The following is a 21,350-nucleotide window of genomic DNA, read 5'->3' as shown; positions in this document are numbered from 1 at the left end:
AGGAGCACTCGCCGATGAGCAGTTCCACGTCCGTACGGACGGACGATCCCCCCGCTGTGGTGCTCACAGGCATCACCAAGCGATTCCCCGGTGTGGTCGCCAACAGCGACGTGCACCTGACCGTCCGCCGCGGCGAGGTGCACGCGCTCTGCGGTGAGAACGGTGCTGGCAAGTCGACCCTGATGAAGATCCTCTACGGCATGCAGGCGCCGGACGAGGGCACCATCGAGGTCGGCGGCGAGCAGATGCGGTTCCGCAACCCCGCGGACGCCATCAAGGCCGGTATCGGCATGGTGCACCAGCACTTCATGCTCGCCGACAACCTCACCGTCCAGGAGAACGTGGTCCTGGGCGCCGAGGCGATGCACGGCATCGGCCAGAAGGCCCGCAGGCGCATCATCGAGCTGTCCGGCAAGACCGGGCTCAACGTCGACCCCGGTGTGCTGGTCGAGCAGCTCGGTGTCGCGGACCGCCAGCGCGTCGAGATCCTCAAGGTGCTCTACCGCGGTGCCAAGGTGATCATCCTGGACGAGCCGACCGCCGTGCTCGTGCCGCAGGAGGTCAACGAGCTCTTCGACACCGTCCGCGGCATGCAGGAGCAGGGCTACACGTTCCTGTTCATCTCGCACAAGCTCGACGAGGTCCGCGCGATCGCGGACTCGGTCACGGTCATCCGCCGCGGCACCACCGTGGGCAGCGCGGACCCGAAGACCGTGTCGTCGCGCCAGCTCGCCGAGATGATGGTCGGCAGCGAGCTCCCCAGCCCGGAGACCCGCGAGTCCACCGTCACCGAAACGGTCGTGCTCGACGTCAAGGGCCTGCGCCTGATGACCCCCGACGGCTCGCGGCCGATCCTCGACGACGTCGATCTGGTCGTCCGTTCCGGCGAGGTCGTCGGCATCGCCGGTGTCGAGGGCAACGGCCAGACCGAGCTCGTCGAGACGATCATGGGCATGCGCAAGGCCGGCAGCGGCACGATCACGTTGCAGGACAAGGACCTCACCAAGCTGGGCACGCTCGCACGACGCGAGGCGGGCATCGGCTACATCCCCGAGGACCGTCACCGGCACGGCCTGCTGCTCACGCAACCCCTTTGGTACAACCGGATTCTCGGCTACCAGACGCGCAAGCCGACGGCGAAGGGCATCTGGCTCGACACGGACGGCGCCAAGAAGGACACCGAGCGGATCATCACCGAGTTCGACGTCCGCACGCCCGGCATCGACGCGCTCGCGGCCGCGCTTTCCGGTGGTAACCAGCAGAAACTCGTCGTCGGCCGGGAACTGTCCGGCGACCCGGTGCTGCTGATCGCCTCGCACCCGACCCGCGGTGTCGACGTCGGCGCGCAGGCGTTGATCTGGGACGAGATCAAGCGCGCCCGCGCCGCCGGTCTCGCCGTGCTGCTGATCTCCGCCGACCTGGACGAGCTGATCGGCCTGTCGGACACGATCAAGGTCATGCTGCGCGGCCGCCTGGTGGCCGACGCCGACCCGAACACCGTCACGCCCGAGGACCTCGGCAGCGCGATGACGGGTGCGGGCAGCACGAGCGCAGCGGTCCAGGAGACCGCTGTCGTTGAGGAAGGCGAGCACTGATGGGACACCTGCGCGGCAAACTCCTGCCGCCCGCGTTGGCGATCGTCTTCTCGATGCTGCTGTGCGGCGTGGCGCTGATCATCTCGGGCGCCAACCCGCTCCGCGCGTTCGGTGTGATGGTGACGCAGGTCGGCAAGGGCACGACCTTCATCGACATCATCAACTCGACGGGCATCTACTACATCGCGGCGCTGGCGGTGGCGATCGGGTTCCAGATGAACCTGTTCAACATCGGTGTCGAGGGCCAGTACCGGGTCGCGGCGGTCATCGCCGCGGTCGTCGGTGGCTCCGTCGCGCTGCCGCCCGGCATCCACACGCTGGTGATCATCATCGTGGCCGCGATCGCCGGTGCCGCCTGGGCCGCGATCCCCGCGATCCTGAAGGTGACCCGCGGCGTCAACGAGGTCATCTCGACGATCATGATGAACGGCCTGGCGATCGGCCTGTCCGCCTATCTGATCCGCCAGGACATCTTCGGTGAGCTGCGGGGCAACAACATCCGCACGCCGGAGATCCCGGAGAGCGGCTGGATGCCCGGCATCTCGTTCGGTGGCGGCGGCACGATGTTCGGCTTCCTCTTCGTCGCCATCGCGCTCGGCATCGGCTACTGGATCATGATGAACCGCACCAGGTTCGGCTTCGAGCTGCGCGCGTCCGGCGAGTCCTCGACCGCCGCGTCCGCCGGTGGCGTCAACGCCAAGAAGATGGTGCTGGTCTCGATGCTGCTCTCGGGCGCCATCGCGGGCCTGATCTCGCTGCCGGAACTGCTCGGCCGCGACCACACGTTCAGCCTGAACTTCACCGCGGGCATCGGTTTCTCCGGCATCGCGATCGCGCTGCTCGGCCGCAACCACCCCGGTGGCATCGCGTTCGGCGCGCTGCTCTGGGCGTTCCTCGACAAGTCGGGTCTCGCGCTCGACAACGTCGGGGTGCCGAGGGAGATCGTCACCATCATGCAGGGCTCGATCGTCCTGTCGGTCGTCGTCGCGTACGAGGTGGTGCGCCGCTTCGAACTGGCCGCGGAACAGCGTCGCGTCGGCCGTGAGCTCGGAACCGTCCCGGAGGTGGTCGCGTGATCTCGACATTGGAAGAGAAGCCCCACATCCCGGCGGCGCCGCGCAAGCGGAAGATCCCCGGCTGGGCCGTCGGCATGATCGGTGTCGCGGGCGCGATCGCGTTGTTGTCGATCACCTCGATGCAGACCGGGTTCCCGCAGCTCACGTCGTCCGGCACGACCCAGACCGCGGTGCGGCTGGCGTTGCCGATCCTGCTCGCCGGTCTCGGCGGTCTGTGGGCGGAACGTGCGGGCGTGGTCAACATCGGCCTCGAAGGCATGATGATCATGGGCACCTGGGGTGCGGCGTGGGCCGGCTACCAGTGGGGTCCGTGGGCCGCTCTGTTCGCGGCAGTGGTGTTCGGCGCGCTGGGCGGTCTGCTGCACGCGATCGCGACGGTGACGTTCGGCGTCAACCACATCGTCTCCGGTGTGGCGATCAACCTGCTCGGCGCGGGCATCACGAAGTACCTGTCGACGCTGCTGTTCTTCCCGCTGTCGCACAACCCGCGCCAGTCACCGCCGGTCGCGCCGTTCGACACGTACTCGGCGGGCGGTCTTGCGGACTGGCTCGGCGAGCTGGAGGCAGGGCAACGCCTGTTCATCTCCGACGTCGCGGGCATCCTGCGCGGCCTGGTCACCGGTGTCTCACCGTTGACGATGCTGACGATCCTGCTCGTGCCGCTCTCGTACTACCTGCTCTGGCGCACCCGCTTCGGCCTGCGCCTGCGTTCGGTCGGCGAGAACCCGTACGCCGCGGACTCGCTGGGCGTGAAGGTGTACTTCCACAAGTACGTCGCCGTGATCGTCTCAGGTGGTCTCGCCGGCCTGGGTGGCGCCGCGCTGGTGCTCAACCCCGGTCAGCTGTCCTACCTGGAGGGTCAGACCGGCGGCCGCGGCTTCATCGGCCTGGCCGCGATGATCTTCGGCAACTGGCGGCCGGGTGGCCTGCTGGGTGGTGCGGCGCTGTTCGGTTACGCGGACGGCCTGCAGCTGCGTTCCGGTGGCGACACGGTGCTGGCACTGGTCTACGGCGTGGTGATCCTGCTCGCCGTGATCGTGGTATGGCAGCTGATCCGGCAGAGGTGGTTCTCCGCGGCGGCGGCGATCGTCGTGGCCGTGCTGCTGTACCTGCTGTACATCAGCCTCGACGAGATCCCCGGCGAGTTCGTGTCGTACGCGCCGCACATGGTGACGCTAGCCGTGCTGGCCGTGGCGTCGCAGCGGTTGCGGATGCCGGCCGCTGATGGTCTGGTTTATCGACGTGGCTGAAGTTGATTGGGACCTGCTCAGGGCACGGGCAGTGGAAGCGGCGTCGTTCGCCCACTGCCCGTACTCCGGGCTTCAGGTCGGTGCGGCGGCGTTGTGCGACGACGGCCGCATCGTGACCGGATGCAACGTCGAGAACGCGTCGTACGGTGTCGGGCTCTGCGCTGAATGCACGATGGCGGGCCAACTCCAGCTGACGGGTGGTGGGCGCTTTGTCGCCGTTGCCTGTCGGAGTGGGTCCGGCGAGTTGTTGATGCCTTGTGGCCGGTGCCGTCAGGTTCTTTATGAACTGGGCGGGCGCTCGTTGCTGGTGGACACGCCGCGCGGTCCGCTGCCGATGACCGAAGTGCTGCCGGACGCGTTCGGACCGGAGGACCTGCCGTGAGTTTCTCTGCTGTGGACGTGATTCGGGCCAAGCGCGACGGTGGGGTGCTGTCGGACGCGCAGATCGACTGGGTCATCGACGCTTACACGCGCGGTGCCGTCGCGGACGAGCAGATGTCCGCGCTGGCGATGGCGATCTTCTTCAACGGCATGACTTCCGCCGAGACCGCGCGCTGGACGCAGGCGATGATCTCGTCGGGCGAGCGGTTGTCGTTGCACGTCTCCCGCCCGACCGTGGACAAGCACTCGACCGGCGGCGTCGGCGACAAGATCACGCTGCCGCTGGCGCCCCTGGTCGCGGCCTGCGGTGCTGCCGTGCCGCAGTTGTCGGGGCGTGGACTCGGCCACACCGGCGGGACGCTGGACAAGCTGGAGTCGATCCCCGGGTGGCGGGCCGCACTGTCCACTTCGGAGATCATGGCGCAGCTCTCCGACGTCGGTGCCGTGGTTTGTGCTGCCACTGAAGGACTTGCTCCGGCCGACCGCAAGCTCTACGCGTTGCGGGACGTCACCGGGACCGTCGAGGCCATTCCGCTGATCGCTTCTTCGATCATGTCGAAGAAGATCGCGGAGGGGGCCGAGTCGCTGGTCCTGGACGTGAAGGTCGGTTCTGGGGCCTTCATGAAGGACCTTGCTTCCGCTCGTGCTCTCGCTGAGGCGTTGGTGGCCATCGGTGTTGAGCACGGGGTGCGGATCTCGGCTCTGCTGACGGACATGTCGGTGCCGTTGGGGCGCGCGGTCGGCAACGCGGTCGAGGTCGCCGAGTCCGTGGACGTGTTGCGCGGTGGCGGGCCTGCCGATGTCGTCGAGCTGACCGTGGCGCTGGCCGCGGAAATGCTGTCGCTGGCCGGGATTTCCGCCGACCCGGCCGCCGTGCTGGCCTCTGGTGAGGCCTACGAGGTGTGGGCTCGGATGATCCGGGCCCAGGGCGGCGATCCCGATGCCGCGCTGCCCGTCGCGGCGCACAAGCACGTGGTCGAGGCGCCTGCGTCCGGTGTTTTGTCCACTTTGGACGCTTACGGCGTCGGGGTGGCTGCCTGGCGGCTGGGCGCCGGCCGGGCCCGCAAGGAAGATCCGGTGCAGGCCGGGGCAGGCGTGATGTGCCTCGCGAAGCCCGGTGACGTCGTGGAGGCCGGGCAGCCGTTGCTCGAGCTGTACACCGACACCCCAGACGCCGTCGAGGGTGCCTTGCAGGCGTTGGAAGGTGCCTTCACCGTCGGCGGCGAGGTGGCTGCCGGTCCGCTGGTGATCGACACCATCCGGGGCTAGCCCACGAGCGTCCCGGCCAGGGGCGCGCGGTCCTGCTTCCACACCACGCACAACACCTCCTGACGGCCAGGGGTGGTCGGGTCGTTGTACGCCTTCCACTCCTGCTCCGTCGGCACGATCCCGGTGAAGCCCAGCGCGTCCTTGGACCGTGACGCGGTGGCCTGGAACTGTTCCGCGCAGTACTTCTTCGTGAAGTCGGCGAGGTACTCGACGCCAGGGTAAGCCGTGTCCTTCGGCTTGTCCCACAACGGCGTCGCGGCGGCGAAGAGCTGGATGCTGTGCGGCTTGTCGCACGGCACACTGCCCGGCACCGGTGACCCCTGCGTGAGGAAGTCCTTGGCGCACTCCGTACCCGTGAGATTCCACTGTGGAATGTCGCCGCCACGCCCGAACGTGGCGATCCGCCTCGACAACAACGGTGCACCGGCCGGCAGCGGGTTGGTGTCGGTGCTCCACTCGGTGGAGTTCTCCGAGGTGGGCGTGCTGCTGGTAGGCCCGCTCGCCGTGTTCTCCTTCGGCTTGAACGCCACATAACCGGCGAACGCGGCCCCCGCGAGCACCACGGCACCCAGCGCCACGGCAGCGACCTTGACCACCGTGTTGTTCTTCTTCTTGGCCTGCACGGGAACCGGCGCCGTGCCCTGAACGATCGCGACCAGCATCCCCCGCGCCTGAGCCGCGTTCATGCGCTGCCTCGGATCCACGGTCAGCAGCCCGCGAATCACCTCGGCCAGCTGAGGCGAAGCCCGTCGCAACACCGGCGGCTCGTTCATGACCGCGTGCAACGTGGACGCGGTGGACGTGCGCTCGAACGGACTGATGCCCTCGACCGCGTGCGCCATCGTGACCCCGAGCGCCCACAGGTCCGACGCCGGCGAAGCCTCCCAGCCCTGCAGCCGGTCCGGCGACATGTACGCGGGCGACCCGACGATGCCGCCGTTGTGGGTGAGCCGTGGGTCGTCCATCGCCTGCGCGATGCCGAAGTCGGTGAGCTTCGCCGTACCGTCCGGCCGCACCATGATGTTGCTGGGCTTCACATCCCGATGCACGATGCCGGCAGCATGCGCGGCGTCCAACGCCCCCAACGCCTGCAACGCCACACCGGCCATCCACACCGAATCACGCGGCCCGTGCCGTTCAACGATGGTGGCCAGGTCAGCCGCGTCCACGAGCTCCATCGCGAGGAACGTGCGCCCGTCCTCACGAATGATGTCGTGCACCGTCACCACCGCCGGATGGTTCAGCCGACCAGCAGTACGCGCCTCCCGCAGCATCCGCTCCTCGAGCACGTTGCGTTCCTCGGCAGCCATGCCCTGCGGCGGATGCAGCTCCTTGAGCGCGACCGCACGACCCAGCAGCTGGTCCTGGGCACGCCACACGACGCCCATCGCACCGCGGCCGAGCTCGGCGACCAGTGCGTAGCGGTTGGCGATGACTCGCTGTTGCTGCACGGACAATCCCCTTCTGGACGCCCCCAGATTGCGGCGAGCATAACGACGGCGATGTGAGCGCTCCCAAAGTGGTCACGAGCGCCACGGGCCGCCGGTTCGACCGCTCGGTCCGGTGTGGTCTGGAGCACAGCAGCAGAACGGCCCCGGAGCAGCAGCTCCGGGGCCGTTCTATGGGTGAGGCTCAGGCGATCAGGCGCCCTCGGCCGTCAGGTCGTCGTCGTCCATGTCCTTGCCGCCGTTGACGGGCTTGGCACCGTTCTTGCGGGTGCGGCGCTGCGGGCGGGGCAGGGCGGTGGGCGGCGGGGGAGGCGTGGGCGAGCCGCCGCCGAGGATGAGCTCGGCGAAGGTGGCCATGGCCTCGTCCAGCTGGCCGCCGATGCGCAGTTCGGACTCCTGGTTCGACTTGCGGACCAGGGACTGCAGCGCGTCGGCGTCCGGGCGGGCCGAGACGGTCTCGCTGACCTTGACGAGGCTTGCGTCCACGGCTCCACCGAGCTCGGAGATGCGGGTCGCGAAGCCGTCCTCGACCTTGTCCAGGCGGTCGGTCATCGTGTCGAGCTTCGAGGTGACCTGCTCCAGGCGGCCGGCCAGTGCCTCGAGGCGGTCGGCGGCGTCGACCTGGTCGCGGGACTGCTCGATCGCCGCGTACAGGGCGGTGCGGGCCTCGTCCAGCTTGCCGTTGACCGTGTTCTGGGTTTCGGCGACGGCGGACACCAGCTCGGAACGGGTCTCGGCCAGGGAGCCGGCGAGGGAGTCGCGGGTCTCCGCCACGACGCCCGCCAGCTCGCCGCGGGTCTCCGCCACGGCGCCGGACAGTTCGGTGCGGGTTTCGGCGAGCGCGCCGGACAGCTGGTTGTGGCGGTCGGTGACAGCGGTGATCAGCTTCTCGCGGCTGTCCGCGATCGTGCCGGCCAGCTCCCCACGGCTGTCGGCGATCGCGGCGATCAGCTCGGCGCGGGCGGCGGCCAGCGAGTCGCGGGACTCGTCGGCGCGGCCGTGCAGGCTGGAGAAGGAGTCGTTGAGAACCTTCTGCAGGGCCTCGCGGGTGCCGTCGAGGTGCTCGTGCACGCCCTCGTCGACCTCGTCGAGACGACCGCGCAGCGCGGCCTCGAGGGCCTCGACGCGCTCGCGCAGCGGGTTCGTGACGGCGGCGGGGATCGCGTCGACCTTGCCGTCCTGCTTGTCCAGGTGGCCGTCGAGGTCGTCGATGCGCTTGTGGATGCTCGAGAGCTTGTCCTCGAGACCGTCCATGCGGCCCGCGACACCCTCGAAACGCCCGGCGACACCGTCGAGACGGCCGTCCAGCTGGGCGAAGGGCTTGGCCAGCTTGTCCACCAGGGCGTCGACCGCGCGACCGATGTCGGCGACGGCGTTGTCCTGGGCCTCCAGCTTGGCGAGAGCCTCGTCGAGCCGCTCCGCGAGAACGCTGACCTCGGTGCGGTCCGGCAGCTCCGACAGGCGCTTGCGGACCGAACCCAGCGACTCCAGAGGCGACATTCGGGCGTGGATCTCGTCCAGCGCGTCGAAGATCTGCTGCTGCTCGCTCTCACGGATCTCGGCGGCGCGCGTGAGCATGTTGCGCATCCGATCGAAGGACATCGTGGAGCTGTTGTTCTCTGTCACGGCTGAGTGCCTTCGTCCAGGGGAGGGGGAGACCACGGGAGCCTATCCGCGTCACAGGACGTGTCTGTACCACCCCCGCCAAGAAACGGCCGGGTGCGGACGGGCAACTGACCCGATCAGGCTACCCCATTACTCTCAACGCCAAGTCACTGGTCGAAAGCAGGCAGTAGCGACCGATGATGTTCCTACCTTGGGGTGACTCAAGCCTCGATCTGGTTGCAGAAAGTTGCTGATCACGGATCTGCAACAACGTTGAACCGACAAACGATCATATCGGCGACAAGATCATTTTGGCCAGCACTGAAGCGGCGTGTCGGCTGAAGTAACGTGTAGCAATGTCCACGCCGCTTACTTTGGAGACCATCCGCAGCGCGCCGAAGGTCCTGCTGCACGACCACCTCGACGGTGGCCTCCGCCCGCAGACGGTGATCGAACTCGCCGATGCCTCCGGCTACCAGGGCCTGCCCACCACCGACGCGGGCGTCCTGGGCGGCTGGTTCCGCGACAACGCCAACTCCGGCTCGCTCGTGCGCTACCTCGAAGGCTTTGCCCACACGTGCGGAGTAATGCAGGACGAGGCCGCACTCGTCCGCGTCGCCGCCGAGGCCGTCGAAGACCTGGCCGCCGACGGGATCGTCTACGCCGAGATCCGCTACGCGCCCGAGCTGAACACCGAGAAGGGCCTCTCCCTGGAGCAGGTCGTCGAGGCCGTCCAGGAGGGCTTCCGCCTCGGTGAGCAGCGCGTCTCCGCGACCGGCCGCAAGATCCGCGTCGGCACCCTGCTGTGCGCCATGCGACAGAACGAGGGCTGGCTGCGCATCGCCGAGCTGGCCGTTCGCTACCGCGACCTGGGCGTCGTCGGCTTCGACATCGCGGGCCCCGAGGCGGGCTTCCCTCCCACCAGGGGCCTCGACACGTTCGAGTACCTGCGCCAGCAGAACGCGCACTTCACCATCCACGCCGGTGAGGCGTTCGGGCTGCCGTCCATCTGGGAGGCGATCCAGCACTGCGGTGCCGAACGCCTCGGCCACGGCGTGCGCATCGTCGACGACATCAAGGTCTCCGGCGACGGCACCGTCCAGCTGGGACGCCTGGCCGCCTACGTCCGCGACCGCCGCATCCCGCTGGAGATGGCCCCGACGTCGAACCTGCAGACCGGCGCCGCGGCCACCCTCGCCGACCACCCGATCGGCCTGCTCGCCAAGCTGCGCTTCCGCGTCACCGTCAACACCGACAACCGCCTGATGAGCGACTGCTCGCTGTCCAGCGAGTTCGCCGCGCTGGCGGAGACGTTCGGCTACGGGTGGGCGGACCTGCAGTGGTTCACGATCAACGCCATGAAGTCGGCGTTCATCGGGTTCGACGAGCGGCTGTCGATCATCAACGAGCTGATCAAGCCGGGCTACGCGGCGCTCACCGCCCCGTGATCGCGACCGGTCCGACCGGTTCTGGTTCCGGCACCGGTTGACCGGTCAACGACAGCTGGTCGACAGGTAGCGCTGGCACGCTGGGATTTGCCGTCACCCCAACGGTTTCGTCCCAGAAAGAGTGGTCAAATGCGCCCTGCACTGATTGCCGGCGGACTCGCTGTTCTCGCCTCGATGGCGCTCGCGTCGCCCGCGAGCGCCTCGGGTGAGAACGCCGCGCTCTACAGCGGTTCCAACCTGTCCGGCACCAAGTCCGCGGTCGACCTCGCGAACGGCGAGTGCGTGAACCTGGCGTCCCCGGTGCGTTCCGGCATCAACATCTCGTCCGCGAACATCGACGTCTTCTTCAACGCGGACTGCAAGAAGGGCCTGCCCGGCCAGTCGGGCGACACCTACTACGTGCTCGGCAGCCTGCACCAGGGCAACTTCCCGTTCGGTGCGGTGAGCTACCGAGTTCGTTAGACATCAACGGAAAAGGGCCGCTCGCACAGTGCGAGCGGCCCTTTTCCGTGCGATCAGTTGGTCTTGAGCCGGTCCTCGAACGTCGCCTGCAGCGTGCGGAACGCGGCCACCTCGGCGTCGTACGGGGCGGACGGCGCGAGTCGCGTCGGGTCCGGGGACACGACGAACGACACCAGCCAGCCCAGCGACTCGGACGAGGCCAGCGCGTCCTTCACGGACTCGTCGTCGGCCCACTCGCCCGCGTCCTCGAACAGTTCGACGGCGAGGTCGAGCTGCTGCGGGTCGAGGGAGTCGGGGCCCTCCTCCATGTCCTCGGCGATGCCGGTCAGCACGTAGACGTTGTCGTCGTCCACGTCGACCTCGAGCTCACCCGCGGTGGCCTTGACCTTGACGTCGTTCCACGTCTCGACCTCGGCGAGGTCGTGGTCGTCGTTCTCGGCCACGAACCGGCTCAGGCCGCGCGCCGAGGTGAAGACCTCGATCTTGCCGCGGCGGCCCAGGAACACCGGGTCGTCGCCGAGGTAGCAGCGCAGCGTGTAGAACTCGCCGGCGGACGTGATGATCTTGATGGGGTCGATGCCCGCGTCGGCCCAGAAGCCGGTGGGGGCTTCCTTCTCCTCGTCGGAGTCCTCGGAGTCCGCGTCGGCGGCGGCGGACGCGGCGGTCGCCTCCTCCAGCGCGGTGAGCTCCTCCTGCGCGACGGAGAGTTCCTTCTCGGGGACCTCCGGCGTGTTCACCACGCTGTCGATCGCGTCGAGGACCTCGTCCCACTTCTCCGAGACGACCTCGGACAGCTCGCCCCACAGCTTCGCGCCGTCGCGGCCGCTGAACGGCAGCGTGCCTTGCGGCAGCAGCGAGAAGCCCTCGGCAGAGTCGAGCACCTCGTGGACCTTTTCGAGGTCGCAGACGTCCGCGAGCGCACGCACGATCGCGATCACGTCGGCGAGCTCACCGATGGTCCAGGTGTCGGGGTCCTCCGCGACGAGCTCGGGGACACCGACGAGGTCGAACTGGTGGTTGTCGTCCGGCGAGAGGTCCGCGACGCCGAGCGACGGCACGACCGGCCACGCAGGGTGATCGGTCAGGTCGTGCTCTTCCGCGGTGCGCACGAAGGCGGCGAGGTGCGCGGCGTCGGGGAAGACGAACAGGTCTTCCTCGTCGCCGAGGAACGCCTCCCACTCCTCGCCCTTCTCGCGCCAGCGGGGTGCCCACAGGGTGACGACGTCACCCTGCGTCAGCCCCAGCTCGATTGGGACGATGTCCTGCGCCATCCTGACCTCCCGGTCACGCCTGCCTGATGCCGTGGGCGAGCCTAACGGTGCTGATCACCGGCGCCCAAAGGGGTTCTCGAAGAAAGCGTCGTCGTCTGGGTTGTCGAGGATAGGCGTCCTGGGCCTGCGCTCCGCAGGCGCCTCGGGAGCTGCGGATTTCGGTGGCACGACAGGGCTCCAGGTCGACCGGAAGGGGGAGTCGCCCGCGATCGACTCGACGTCGATCGCCATTCCGTCGCCCAGCGCCAGCGCCATCCGGTTGAAGCTCGTCTGCACCGCCGCGTTCGTCGCGAGCCGCACGGTCTCGGTGACCACGTCGCCGACCGCCCGCGGACCCTGGCCGAGCAGCGCGGGGTGCAGGTGCAGGGCCTTGATCTCACCCTTCGGCGACGCCGTCACCGTGCACAGCCCGTTCGGGTGCTCGATCGTCGCGGTCAGGGCCTTGAGTTCGCGCTGCAGCTGCTCGGTGGCCTGCATCCGCTCTTCGTTCACCGCCGCCACCCGAAGTCGTCCTCGTCCTGCTCGCGCACGAACCCCAGTTCCGTCAGCTCCCGCGGGTCGACGACCCGTTCCAGCGTCTGGTGCAACCGGGTCGAGGCGGTGCGCTGGGCCTTGTCGGCGATGCGCATGATCTCCGCGGCCAGCCCCTGCGGCCCCATTCGCAGCGCCGCGGCGCTCACCGCGATCTGCTGAGGCGGACCACCGGGCGTGGCGACCACCGTCACCGCGCCGTCCGGTGAGGACGCTCGTCCCGTGATGGGACCACTGCGCGTGACGTGCTGGGACACCGCCTGCTCGACATCGCGCACCTTCCGCGCGGCGCGCTCGACGTCGTCGTCCACGTGATCACCCCCTAGTGCGACAGTGTGCCGCATGATCCTGCGTTCGGTCCTGCTGTTCGTCCTCGCGGCCCTGATGGAGATCGGCGGCGCCTGGCTCGTCTGGCAGGGCGTGCGCGAGAACCGCGGCTGGCTGTGGATCGGCGGCGGCGTGATCGCGCTGGGCATCTACGGCTTCGTCGCGACCCTGCAACCCGACGCCAGCTTCGGCCGGATCCTGGCGGCCTACGGCGGCGTGTTCGTGGCCGGCTCGCTCGCCTGGGGCATGGTCGTCGACGGCTTCCGCCCGGACCGCTACGACGTGATCGGCGCCCTGGTGTGCCTCGCAGGTGTGGGCGTGATCATGTACGCGCCTCGATAGCGGACTCCAGCAGCGCGGTCAGTTCCTTCGCCACGTCGTCCAGCGGCTCGATGCTGCGCTGGGCCCGGCACATCGCGACGGCACCCTCCGCGGCGGCGACGCACAGGTGGGCGAGGCTCCTCGCCCGCTTCTTCGCGACACCGTGCTCTTGCAGTGCGTTCTCGAGCTGCTCCGACCACGTCCGGAACGCCTCGGCCGCGGCGGTGAGCGCTTCGCCGTCCGTGGTCTCCTCGATGGACACCGCGAGCACGGGACAGCCGGCCTGGAAGCCGGTCTCGGTGACGATCTGCCGCCACAGCGCGAAGAACGCCCTCAGCCCGTCGACCGGCCCCTTCCGGAGTTTCGCCGCGAGCACTTTCTGCACGGTGTCCGCCGCCCACCGCACCGCCTCGGTCGCGAGCTGGTTCTTGCCGCCGGGGAAGTAGTGGTAGGTCGACCCGAGCGGCGTGCCCGCGTGCTTGGCGACCTCCCGGATGCTCGTCGCGTTGAGGCCGCGACGCCGAATCATGTCGGCGGCTCCGGCGACGATCTGCTCTCGGGACATCGGACACCTCACTGGCTATAACGACTGTCATAGTCTAGCGTGCTGGTGGGTTATTACAGTCGTTATAGAGGAGCTCGCCGTGCCGATGATCGAACTGACCGCCCCCGCCGGATCGCTGACCGAGGCAGGGCGCGCGTCCGTGCAGCGGGACCTGGCGACGCTGCTGCTGAAGTGGGAGGGCGCCCCGGACAACGAGTTCTTCCGCTCGGTGGCCTGGACCTACCTGCACGAGCTGCCCGCGGGTGCGCAGACGACCGCCGAGGACGACGCGCCGCGGTTCCGGGTGGACGTCCGGGTGCCGGCGGGCGCGCTGTCGGACCGGCGCAAGGCGGGGCTGGTGCAGGACGCGACGGCGCTGGTGCTCGCGGCCGCCGGGCTGGGCGAGGGTGACGCCATGCGGGTGTGGGTGCTGATCCACGAGCAGCCGGAGGGGACCTGGGGTGCCGGTGGGCAGATCGTGAAGTTCGCGGAGCTGAAGGCCGCGGCGCAGGCAGCTCGCTAGTGGTTCTGGGTCGCGCCGCTAGGGTCGGTGCATGACTGATCCTCGGGACGTCGTGACCGCGTTGCTTCGAGCCACCGAAACCTGCGACCCCGAGGAAGTCGTGCGGCACATGGCCGACGACGTCGTGTGGCAGAACGTGCCGCTGCCTCCCGCGCGCGGCAAGGCGACGGTGGCCAAGCAACTGCGGGCCATGCACAAGGTCGTCCACGACGTCGAGGTGCGAATCCACAACATCGCGGCCAACGGCGACGTGGTGCTGACCGAGCGGACCGACGTCATCGGGCGTGGTGCGTGGCAGGCCGAGTTCTGGGTGTGCGGCACGTTCGTGGTGCGCGACGGGAAGGTCGTGCTGTGGCGTGACTACTACGACAACGCGACCTTCATCGCGGCGTGCCTGAAGGGGCTCGGCCGGGCGGCCCTGAAGACCGCCCGGAGCAGGCTTCAGCCCGTCGGCCGGTAGAAGCCGTAGAACGACATCCCGCTGTTGGTCGTGCGGATGTTGCCGACCTGCACGGGGTCGCCGGCCTCGACCATCTGGCCGTTGCCGATCACCATCGCCACGTGGCCGTCCCACACCACGAGGTCGCCGGGCAGCAGCTGGTCCGCCGGCACCGACGCGCCCATCGCCTGCGACGAGGCCGGGCGCGGGATGTCGAACCCGGCGTTCTTGTAGGCCCACTGGGTCAGGCCCGAGCAGTCCGTGCCCTGGGGCGGGTTCGCGCCGCCCCACACGTAGGGCGTTCCCAGCGCCGACAACGCGTTCCGGACGGCCTTGGCCGCGGTCTCGTTCGGTGCCTCGGCGCTGCTGCCGTCGGGCAGGTTCACGCCGACACCGGTGCCCGGCTGCGGCGGGATCGCGACGGGGAGCCGTGGGCCCGATCCGCCACCGCCACCGCCTCCTCCGCCACCACCGGAACCGCCGCCGCCACCCGAGCCGGAACCCCCACCGGAACCGGATCCAGAACCGGACCCGGCATCGGAGTTCTTCGGCGGCGAATCGGTAGCACCGGCGGTCGACGTGGTGCCCTGGTCGACGCTGAACGGCTCGCCGAGCTTCGACAACGTGCCGACGTCCGGCTTCTGCAACCCGTTCAGCTGACCGACCAGCTGCGTCAGCTGGTCCCGGACCTTCTGCAGCTCGGTGGAGGTCTTGCTCTGGTAGCTCGACGCCATCCCGGCGAGGTCGGCCACCGCGGCCAGCACCACGGCGGGACCGGCCACCAGGGACGCGGCGAGGGCGGCGGCCAGCTTCGGGGTCGCCTTCGACGTGAACTCGTCGATCAACCCCTGGATCGCGGTGCGCCCGCCGGTCACCGCGGAGACGCCGGTGGAAGCCGCGGTCTTCAGCGTGGAAGCGTTGGTGGCCAACAGGTTCGTGGCCGACGCGAAGGTCGCGACGCGTCCGGAGAAGGCGTTGGCGGTCTCGCCGGACCACGTGTTCAGCACGGCGGTCGAGGCCGAGGTGTGCCGCGAACCCAGGTCGGCCATCGCCGTCTGGGCGCGGCCGAACGCGTCACCGGCCCGCGTGGCGCCGCCGGTGTCGCCGTCCAGCTTGGCCAGGTTCTCCTTCATGGGCGCGAGGAACTGGCTCAGCAGACCCTCGACGCTCATGCCCGCGCCGCCTTGTTCAGCGATGCCTCGTGCGCGTCTTCCTGCGCGATGTAGGCGTCACGCGCCTTCGACACCGCGGTGCCGAGGCCGGACAGGCCGGTCGACGCGGCCTTCAACGCGTCGAGCTGTACCTGCGCGGCGGCGGCGAATGCGGCGTTGAGGCCCACCTCGTTGCCGATCTTGCCGAAGCAGTCGCCCGGCAGGGTGGTGGTGCCGTTCAACGTGCCCGTGCCGACCGTGCCCACCTCGCTCGCCAGACCGGTCACCGCGGACGCGTATCCGGTCAAGGCGTCGAGGTCGACCTTGAGACCTTGTTCCGCCATCTGAAAGCTCTTCCCCCAGTAGTGACCTGTTCGCCTTGATCCTGCCCCGATGGGCGGTACCTCGCCCGTCGTTCCGCCAAGATCATGGAACCGTGGGTGTGATCGAGCACTGGAACCGGGTCCTGGCATGGCTGGCGGAGCACGCGCCCGCCACCCGCGCCGTGCTGCGTCCGAGGTACGACGCGCTGCCGGAGCTTCGGGTTCCGATCGATCTGCAGATGTGGTGGAGCGTCTACGGCGGTACCGAGGAGGGCCTGTACGCCGAGATCCTGCCGCCCTTCTACACACCGCTGGGCGCCGATCGCGCGTTCGTGCTCAGGGAGACCCACACGAGCAAGGCCGCGGACGCCTCCGAGGCGGGTTCGCCGACGAGCGGTTTCCACCCCGAGTGGCTGCCGATCGCGTTCGACGGCACCGGCGACGTGCTCGCGGTGGACCTGAGGCCCGGCGTGCTGCGCGGCTGCGTGGTCGAGTGGGACCAGGAGCGCAACGAGATGGTCAAGCCGGAATGGACGTCGCTCGTCGAGATGTTCGACCAGGTGGCGACGGCCCTGGAGACGCGCAGCGCGGTCGGCCACTGCTACCCCGAGGTCAACTCCGCGGGCGAGCTCGGCTGGCGCACTAGCTGATCGGTTCGAGCACCCGCAGCGCTTCCAGGCCGTTGACGATCTGTTCGACGCCGAGTGCCGCGAGCAGGATGCCGAACACCCGCACCAGCACCCACGCGTAGGTCATCTTCACGTACCGCATCGCGATCCCGAGCACCGCGATCGCGGCCAGGTCGAGTGCGATCACCGCGGCAAAAGCCCCGGCCAGTACGACCGTCGTCTGCGCCGACTTCGTGTCCGCCAGCAGGAACAGGTAGGCCAGCGCCACCGGGTTCGCGTAGTAGGCGGTGGCCAACTCGTGCGTGCCGCGCGTCTCGTCGTGGGGCCCCGGCTCCTGTTTGCGGCCGAGCACGAGATCGAGCGCGTGCACGAAAAGGATCACGCCGGCGGCGAGCAGCAGCGCACCCTCGCTGATGTGGAACAGGGAGAGCAGCAGCCTTCCCGCTCCCACCACGAACAGCCCGACACCCAGTGCGATGGCGCTGGTCGTGAGCGCCACCCGCCATCGTGTGCGGGAGTCGGCGCCCTCGGTGTCCATCAGGAACGCCAGCAGGATCTTCGGCGGACCGGCGACGGCGACGAGAATGCTGAACGCCTCGACGAAGTTCATGAACTCAATGATCGAGCCGCGAGCCCGGCGGCGCCGGTTACCTCACGCCGCCGGGTGAACGTCAGGTCCTCAGACGTACGGTGACCAGCCGAGCCACCATTGTCCGCCGTATCCCCTCGCCCTCTCGCTGAGCTGGATCATGCCTTGTCGCAGGGTTCGGCCGAAGCACACCGACCACGAGTGCGCGCCGACCCCGGACGACGAGCACACCCAGGTCCCCTCTGCGGTGCCGGTCTGGTTCACCACGGTCACCTGCGCTGTCGTGGAGTAGAGGCTGTCCCGGTTGTTCCGCACGATCACCGCGCCCTGGTACAAGTCCCCGTTCGCCGATCGGATCGCGCAGACCTGAGCGAGCACGCTGGGAGCGATCTGCTCGCTGCCGGCGCAACGCCAGGTGGCGGTGCTGCTCGTGATCGGGTTCTTGTTGCCGTACGGCACCCAGGTCCCGGCGTCCGCCGCCGAGGCGGGCGCTGCTGTTCCCAGGCTCAGCCCCAGCAACGCGGTGATGATGGCGATCGTTCTTTTGGCTCGCATGGCGCCAGCATGCAGAGGCGGGCTTGCAAGGTTTCTGGAATCCGCAGGTCAGCGCACGCCGGCGAGCTCGCGCTGCGGCACCGCGACGTTCTTCACGCGGGCGTAGACCTTCACCGCGGCCAGCGCGCCGAGCCAGCCGAGCGCGGTGCCGGTGGTGTTGGTGATCAGGTCGTCGACGTCGAAGATCCGGTTGGCCCACATCAGCTGCGAGCCCTCGATCAGCAGCGAGACGCCGTAGCCGATCAACGCGGCCTGCCCGATCGACCGGCGGCCCCAGAACATCAGCATCGCGCCGAGCGGCACGAACAGCAGCACGTTCAACGTCATCTGGTCGAACGCGATCTGCCCGTCGCGGAAGGTGTCCGCGATCCACTGGAACGGCACCAGCTGCACGGACTGGCGCGGCGGGACGGTCTGCATCGGCAGGAACGTCGCGGCGAACAGCATGCTCGCGTAGACGGTGACGGTGGCGCCGCGGAAGGTCAGCTGACGGAAGCACAGCTGCGGCAGCAGGAAGACGACCGACAGGAAAAGGCCCCACTGGATGCTCGCGAGCTGTGCATTCGTCATGAATCCAAGTTATGGAAAAGGCCCTCGGCGCACATCGCGCTGAGGGCCAGTTCCGTCCTCGTCCTTCCGGCCGAGTGCTACTCGGCCGCGTAATCCCGTGGGCTGATCCCCCGTAGTACCGGACCGCATGCCAGGGCTGCTACCAGCGCAACCACCATGCCGACGGCCACCGGGGCGAGCACCCACGGCGTCAGCGGCATTTCGCCGTGGCCCACCAATCCACGCGCCAGAGTGAGCAATCCGAGTCCGACAACAATGCCCGCTCCGCATGCCGCAATGGTGACGGCGAACACGGGAAGCATTACTTCTCGGCGCAATGCGTGACCCAGGACACGAATTGGGGTGCCGGCCGCGATCAACGCGCCGAACGTGCGCCTGCGGTCGATCACCGACCCGGCCGCGGACACCGCCGCGCCGATGCCGCCGAGCACCGCCGCGATCGAGAGGCCGATGATCGTGGCGCGTTGGAGGTCGTCCATCAGCGTGTCGCCGTAGAGGCCGCGCAGCTCGCCGTCCACCAGCCGCACGCCCGGCAACGTGCCGATCAACGCGGTGTGCACGGCGTCGCGGTTCTCCGCTGTCGTCGGCACGCCGACCATCGACACCTTGCCCTCGACGCCCGGCAGCAGTTCCGGGTCGATCACTCCGCTGATCCGGCCGTACCCCGCGAACGGCCGTGTCTCGTACTGCGCGGGCAGCTTCGCGGTCACGGCGTTGTCGCGCGCGTTCGACTTGAACTGGTCACCGTTGAACTTCCCGGACGCGTACACGGCAGGTCCCGCCTGACACGTCAGACCGTTGAGCACCTGCGAGACGTCAGCGCACTTGCCGACGATCACGTACGGGCCGTAGTCGTTCTCCTTGCCCGTGCTCACCGTGCCGTCCAGCATCGTGACGATCGGCGCCGAGGTCGCGAGCCGCAGCGACGTCACGTCGTGCGCCACGTCCTCCGCGACGATCGCGTCCGTCTTCCACGTCTCGTCGCGGTACGGCACCTGACTTTCCAGGCCCGGCAACATGGTCAGCGCCATCGAACCGGTGAACACGGCGATCACCACGCCGGCCGAACCGCGGAACGCCGCCACCGGGTCACCCGACAGCCGCCGCCCCGCCAGCAACGTCGACGGCTTGCGCCACCGGCCGACGAAGAACCTGCCGACCCACGCTGTCAGCACCGGTCCCGCGAGCACCAGCGCCAGCGCCACCGCGCCGAGGCCGAGGAGCACGACCGTGAACTGGCCGTCGCCACTGGCTTCCTGCGCGTACACGATCCCCAGGAAGAACACGCCCATCGCCCCGGCGATCATCAGCAACCGCCACGACCGCACCCTGTGCTTCTCCTCCGCGGCGAGCGGCCGGTTCACCACCCTGCGCAGTCCCATGATCGCCGCCGCGATGACCAGCACCGGCGCGAGCACGGCCACGGTCACCACCACCGCGGGCGAGGCCACGAAGTCACCCGGATACCAGGTGCCGCCCTCCCACGGGATCTTCGCGGTGATGTGGCTGAACGGCTGTGCGAGCACCACGCCCAGCACGCTGCCGACGACCGCACCGACCGCCGTCTCCACCGCGGTCATGATCACGACCTGCCGCGGGCTGGCACCGGCGAGCCTCAACGCGGCCAGCCGGCGCTCTCGCTTCGCTGCCGTCAGCCGTGCGGCCGAGGCGACCAGCACCAGACACGGCACGACGAGCACCACGAGTCCAACGCGCGTGAGCAGGTAGAGCATGCCGTGGTAATCGTCGCGGTACGAGCTGTTGCCGCCCTCCAGGCCCGCTGCCTGATACCCGTTCTCGACCTTGTCGTGGCCGATGATCGCGACGAGTTCGTCCGGGTATTTCAGGGCTTCCGGCCCGAGCACGCCGATCTGCGTGCCGGGGAACCGGTTGCCGAGCTTCTCCGCGGGCGTGCCGCGGACGAGGTCGGCGAGCGCGGGGGACAGCAGCACCTGGCCGGCTTCCGGGAACTTCCCGATGCCCTTGGCCACCGGCACGTCACCCTGCTGGTTGCGCGCGACGTCGAACCGTTCGATGAGCTTGCCGTCGAACGAATCCTTGTTCATCGCAACGGAGATCGCGCCCTTCTCGCTCTGTCCCAGCACTTCGCGCCACGCCGTGCGGTCCGCCCGCGCCTGCAGGCCGTTCGGTGCGGCGAGCAGCCACAGCACCAGCGACACCGCGATCATCACGCCGAGCGCGACCAGCACCGTGGCGACCTGGCTGCGGCGGTCCCTGCGCAGCACCGCGAGCGCGATCCTCACGCGGACACCGCCTTTTCGATCACCTTGGGCGCGATGCGACCGTCCTGGATCTCGACGACGCGCAGCGCCCGGTCCGCGATCGCCTTGTCGTGCGTGACGATCACGACGGCCGCGTTGGTCTCCTCCGCGGCCTGCAGCAGGGCGGACATCATCTCCTGGCCGGTCCGCGTGTCCAGGGCACCGGTCGGTTCGTCCGCGAAGATCACCCGCGGCCGGTGCGCCAGTGCGCGCGCGATCGCCACCCGTTGCGCCTGCCCGCCGGACAGCTCGGCCGGCCGCCGCTTCTCCAGGGTCTGCAGGCCGAGCCGCGCGAGCCACAACCTGGCCGCGCCGAGCGACTCCTCTCGCGACCGGCCGGCGAGCAGCATCGGCAGCGCCGCGTTCTCCTCCGCGGTCAGCTCGGCGACGAGCATGCCCGACTGGAACACGAACCCGAACGCCGTGCGCCGCAGCTCGCTGCGTCCTGTCTCGTTCAGTTCGCCGATCGCGCGCCCGTCGAGGAACACGTCGCCGCTGTCGGCGCGCAGGATGCCGGACAGCACGTGCAGCAGCGTCGTCTTGCCGGAGCCGGACGGACCGACGACCGCCAGCACGTCCCCGGCCTTGATGTCGATGTCCACCCCGGCGAGCGCGTGCACGTCGCCGTAGGTCTTGACCAGGCCACGAGCGGCCAGAACCGAATTCATGCTTTCAAGGTGCCGGGTGCGGGCGGCGAAAACCTCAGCCTTGACGACACACCGGATCAGCCGGATGACCGAGGCCGGAGAGGTGTGGTGGTC

General features: G+C 69.0%; 24 protein-coding genes. 11 read left to right on the top strand and 13 right to left on the bottom strand.

The window, feature by feature from the left end:
* Window positions 1-14: 14 nt before the first annotated feature.
* The 5 genes from ACWGE0_RS13870 to ACWGE0_RS13850 are packed head-to-tail and all read left to right on the top strand — an operon-like array spanning window position 15 to window position 5,571.
* Complete coding sequence (locus ACWGE0_RS13870; RefSeq protein ID WP_452261263.1) at window positions 15-1,595, top strand: ABC transporter ATP-binding protein; 1,581 nt, start codon at window positions 15-17, stop codon at window positions 1,593-1,595.
* Window positions 1,595-2,671: an ABC transporter permease gene (locus ACWGE0_RS13865; protein WP_452261262.1), complete on the top strand. Its 1,077-nt coding sequence runs from the start codon at window positions 1,595-1,597 to the stop codon at window positions 2,669-2,671. The genes ACWGE0_RS13870 and ACWGE0_RS13865 overlap by 1 nt, the downstream gene beginning before the upstream one ends.
* On the top strand, window positions 2,668-3,921 hold the full coding sequence (locus tag ACWGE0_RS13860) for an ABC transporter permease (protein ID WP_319967527.1): 1,254 nt from the start codon (window positions 2,668-2,670) through the stop codon (window positions 3,919-3,921). The genes ACWGE0_RS13865 and ACWGE0_RS13860 overlap by 4 nt, the downstream gene beginning before the upstream one ends.
* Complete coding sequence (locus ACWGE0_RS13855; RefSeq protein WP_452261261.1) at window positions 3,914-4,303, top strand: cytidine deaminase; 390 nt, start codon at window positions 3,914-3,916, stop codon at window positions 4,301-4,303. Before ACWGE0_RS13860 ends, ACWGE0_RS13855 begins: the two co-directional genes overlap by 8 nt.
* On the top strand, window positions 4,300-5,571 hold the full coding sequence (locus ACWGE0_RS13850; protein ID WP_452261260.1) for a thymidine phosphorylase: 1,272 nt from the start codon (window positions 4,300-4,302) through the stop codon (window positions 5,569-5,571). The genes ACWGE0_RS13855 and ACWGE0_RS13850 overlap by 4 nt, the downstream gene beginning before the upstream one ends.
* Here ACWGE0_RS13850 and ACWGE0_RS13845 read toward each other — a convergent pair.
* The gene (locus ACWGE0_RS13845; protein ID WP_452261259.1) at window positions 5,568-7,022 is read right to left on the bottom strand and encodes a serine/threonine-protein kinase; all 1,455 of its coding nucleotides are present in this window, start codon (window positions 7,020-7,022) and stop codon (window positions 5,568-5,570) included. The two genes, ACWGE0_RS13850 and ACWGE0_RS13845, sit on opposite strands and share 4 nt — an antisense overlap.
* 189 nt (window positions 7,023-7,211) lie before the next feature.
* On the bottom strand, window positions 7,212-8,645 hold the full coding sequence (locus ACWGE0_RS13840) for a hypothetical protein (protein WP_452261258.1): 1,434 nt from the start codon (window positions 8,643-8,645) through the stop codon (window positions 7,212-7,214).
* Window positions 8,646-8,980: 335 nt separating this feature from the next.
* Here ACWGE0_RS13840 and ACWGE0_RS13835 point away from each other — a divergent pair, with 335 nt between their 5' ends.
* Entirely contained in the window at window positions 8,981-10,072 is a 1,092-nt protein-coding gene (locus tag ACWGE0_RS13835; RefSeq protein ID WP_452261257.1) for an adenosine deaminase, read from the top strand.
* A 129-nt stretch (window positions 10,073-10,201) separates the two neighbouring features.
* Window positions 10,202-10,534 carry a hypothetical protein gene (locus ACWGE0_RS13830; protein ID WP_452261256.1) on the top strand — a complete coding sequence of 111 codons (333 nt, stop codon included), beginning with the start codon at window positions 10,202-10,204 and terminating at the stop codon, window positions 10,532-10,534.
* Window positions 10,535-10,587: 53 nt separating this feature from the next.
* Here the strand turns inward: ACWGE0_RS13830 and ACWGE0_RS13825 are convergent, their stop codons facing one another.
* From ACWGE0_RS13825 to ACWGE0_RS13815, 3 genes are read right to left on the bottom strand one after another with little or no spacing between them, the layout of a single operon-like run.
* Window positions 10,588-11,805: a primosomal protein gene (locus tag ACWGE0_RS13825; RefSeq protein ID WP_452261255.1), complete on the bottom strand. Its 1,218-nt coding sequence runs from the start codon at window positions 11,803-11,805 to the stop codon at window positions 10,588-10,590.
* Between the two features lie 54 nt (window positions 11,806-11,859).
* A complete protein-coding gene (locus ACWGE0_RS13820; protein ID WP_452261254.1) occupies window positions 11,860-12,297 on the bottom strand; it encodes a YbaB/EbfC family nucleoid-associated protein in 438 nt (145 codons plus the stop codon).
* Window positions 12,294-12,647: a hypothetical protein gene (locus tag ACWGE0_RS13815; protein ID WP_452261253.1), complete on the bottom strand. Its 354-nt coding sequence runs from the start codon at window positions 12,645-12,647 to the stop codon at window positions 12,294-12,296. The genes ACWGE0_RS13820 and ACWGE0_RS13815 overlap by 4 nt, the downstream gene beginning before the upstream one ends.
* Window positions 12,648-12,678: 31 nt before the next feature.
* Here ACWGE0_RS13815 and ACWGE0_RS13810 point away from each other — a divergent pair, with 31 nt between their 5' ends.
* Complete coding sequence (locus ACWGE0_RS13810) at window positions 12,679-13,005, top strand: YnfA family protein (protein WP_452261252.1); 327 nt, start codon at window positions 12,679-12,681, stop codon at window positions 13,003-13,005.
* On the opposite strand, the gene ACWGE0_RS13805 is transcribed toward ACWGE0_RS13810, so the two are convergent.
* A complete protein-coding gene (locus ACWGE0_RS13805) occupies window positions 12,986-13,549 on the bottom strand; it encodes a TetR/AcrR family transcriptional regulator (protein ID WP_452261251.1) in 564 nt (187 codons plus the stop codon). The two genes, ACWGE0_RS13810 and ACWGE0_RS13805, sit on opposite strands and share 20 nt — an antisense overlap.
* A gap of 85 nt (window positions 13,550-13,634) precedes the next feature.
* Here ACWGE0_RS13805 and ACWGE0_RS13800 point away from each other — a divergent pair, with 85 nt between their 5' ends.
* Together ACWGE0_RS13800 and ACWGE0_RS13795 are read left to right on the top strand one after the other, a co-directional pair.
* Entirely contained in the window at window positions 13,635-14,051 is a 417-nt protein-coding gene (locus ACWGE0_RS13800; protein ID WP_452261396.1) for a tautomerase family protein, read from the top strand.
* A gap of 31 nt (window positions 14,052-14,082) precedes the next feature.
* Window positions 14,083-14,511, top strand: a complete 429-nt coding sequence (locus ACWGE0_RS13795; protein ID WP_319967537.1) for a limonene-1,2-epoxide hydrolase family protein — start codon at window positions 14,083-14,085, stop codon at window positions 14,509-14,511.
* Here the strand turns inward: ACWGE0_RS13795 and ACWGE0_RS13790 are convergent.
* Both ACWGE0_RS13790 and ACWGE0_RS13785 read right to left on the bottom strand, forming a co-directional pair.
* On the bottom strand, window positions 14,493-15,662 hold the full coding sequence (locus ACWGE0_RS13790) for a C40 family peptidase (protein ID WP_452261250.1): 1,170 nt from the start codon (window positions 15,660-15,662) through the stop codon (window positions 14,493-14,495). The two genes, ACWGE0_RS13795 and ACWGE0_RS13790, sit on opposite strands and share 19 nt — an antisense overlap.
* On the bottom strand, window positions 15,659-15,985 hold the full coding sequence (locus ACWGE0_RS13785; RefSeq protein WP_452261249.1) for a type VII secretion target: 327 nt from the start codon (window positions 15,983-15,985) through the stop codon (window positions 15,659-15,661). Before ACWGE0_RS13785 ends, ACWGE0_RS13790 begins: the two co-directional genes overlap by 4 nt.
* Window positions 15,986-16,077: 92 nt before the next feature.
* On the opposite strand from ACWGE0_RS13785, the gene ACWGE0_RS13780 reads away from it, so the two are divergent.
* Entirely contained in the window at window positions 16,078-16,614 is a 537-nt protein-coding gene (locus ACWGE0_RS13780) for an SMI1/KNR4 family protein (protein ID WP_452261248.1), read from the top strand.
* Here the strand turns inward: ACWGE0_RS13780 and ACWGE0_RS13775 are convergent.
* The 5 genes from ACWGE0_RS13775 to ACWGE0_RS13755 form a co-directional block, all read right to left on the bottom strand.
* Entirely contained in the window at window positions 16,607-17,203 is a 597-nt protein-coding gene (locus ACWGE0_RS13775) for a MarC family protein (protein WP_452261247.1), read from the bottom strand. The two genes, ACWGE0_RS13780 and ACWGE0_RS13775, sit on opposite strands and share 8 nt — an antisense overlap.
* Before the next feature lie 69 nt (window positions 17,204-17,272).
* Entirely contained in the window at window positions 17,273-17,737 is a 465-nt protein-coding gene (locus tag ACWGE0_RS13770; protein WP_452261246.1) for a hypothetical protein, read from the bottom strand.
* A gap of 48 nt (window positions 17,738-17,785) precedes the next feature.
* Window positions 17,786-18,307, bottom strand: coding sequence for a VanZ family protein (locus tag ACWGE0_RS13765; RefSeq protein WP_452261245.1), 522 nt, complete (start codon window positions 18,305-18,307; stop codon window positions 17,786-17,788).
* Between the two features lie 77 nt (window positions 18,308-18,384).
* On the bottom strand, window positions 18,385-20,571 hold the full coding sequence (locus tag ACWGE0_RS13760) for an FtsX-like permease family protein (protein ID WP_452261244.1): 2,187 nt from the start codon (window positions 20,569-20,571) through the stop codon (window positions 18,385-18,387).
* Window positions 20,568-21,257, bottom strand: coding sequence for an ABC transporter ATP-binding protein (locus tag ACWGE0_RS13755; RefSeq protein ID WP_452261243.1), 690 nt, complete (start codon window positions 21,255-21,257; stop codon window positions 20,568-20,570). Before ACWGE0_RS13755 ends, ACWGE0_RS13760 begins: the two co-directional genes overlap by 4 nt.
* Between the last annotated feature and the right edge of the window lie 93 nt (window positions 21,258-21,350).

Source organism: Lentzea sp. NPDC054927, assembly GCF_053610285.1.
Note: the sequence above shows the minus strand (reverse complement) of the source record. Positions and strands in the feature narration are given on the sequence as shown.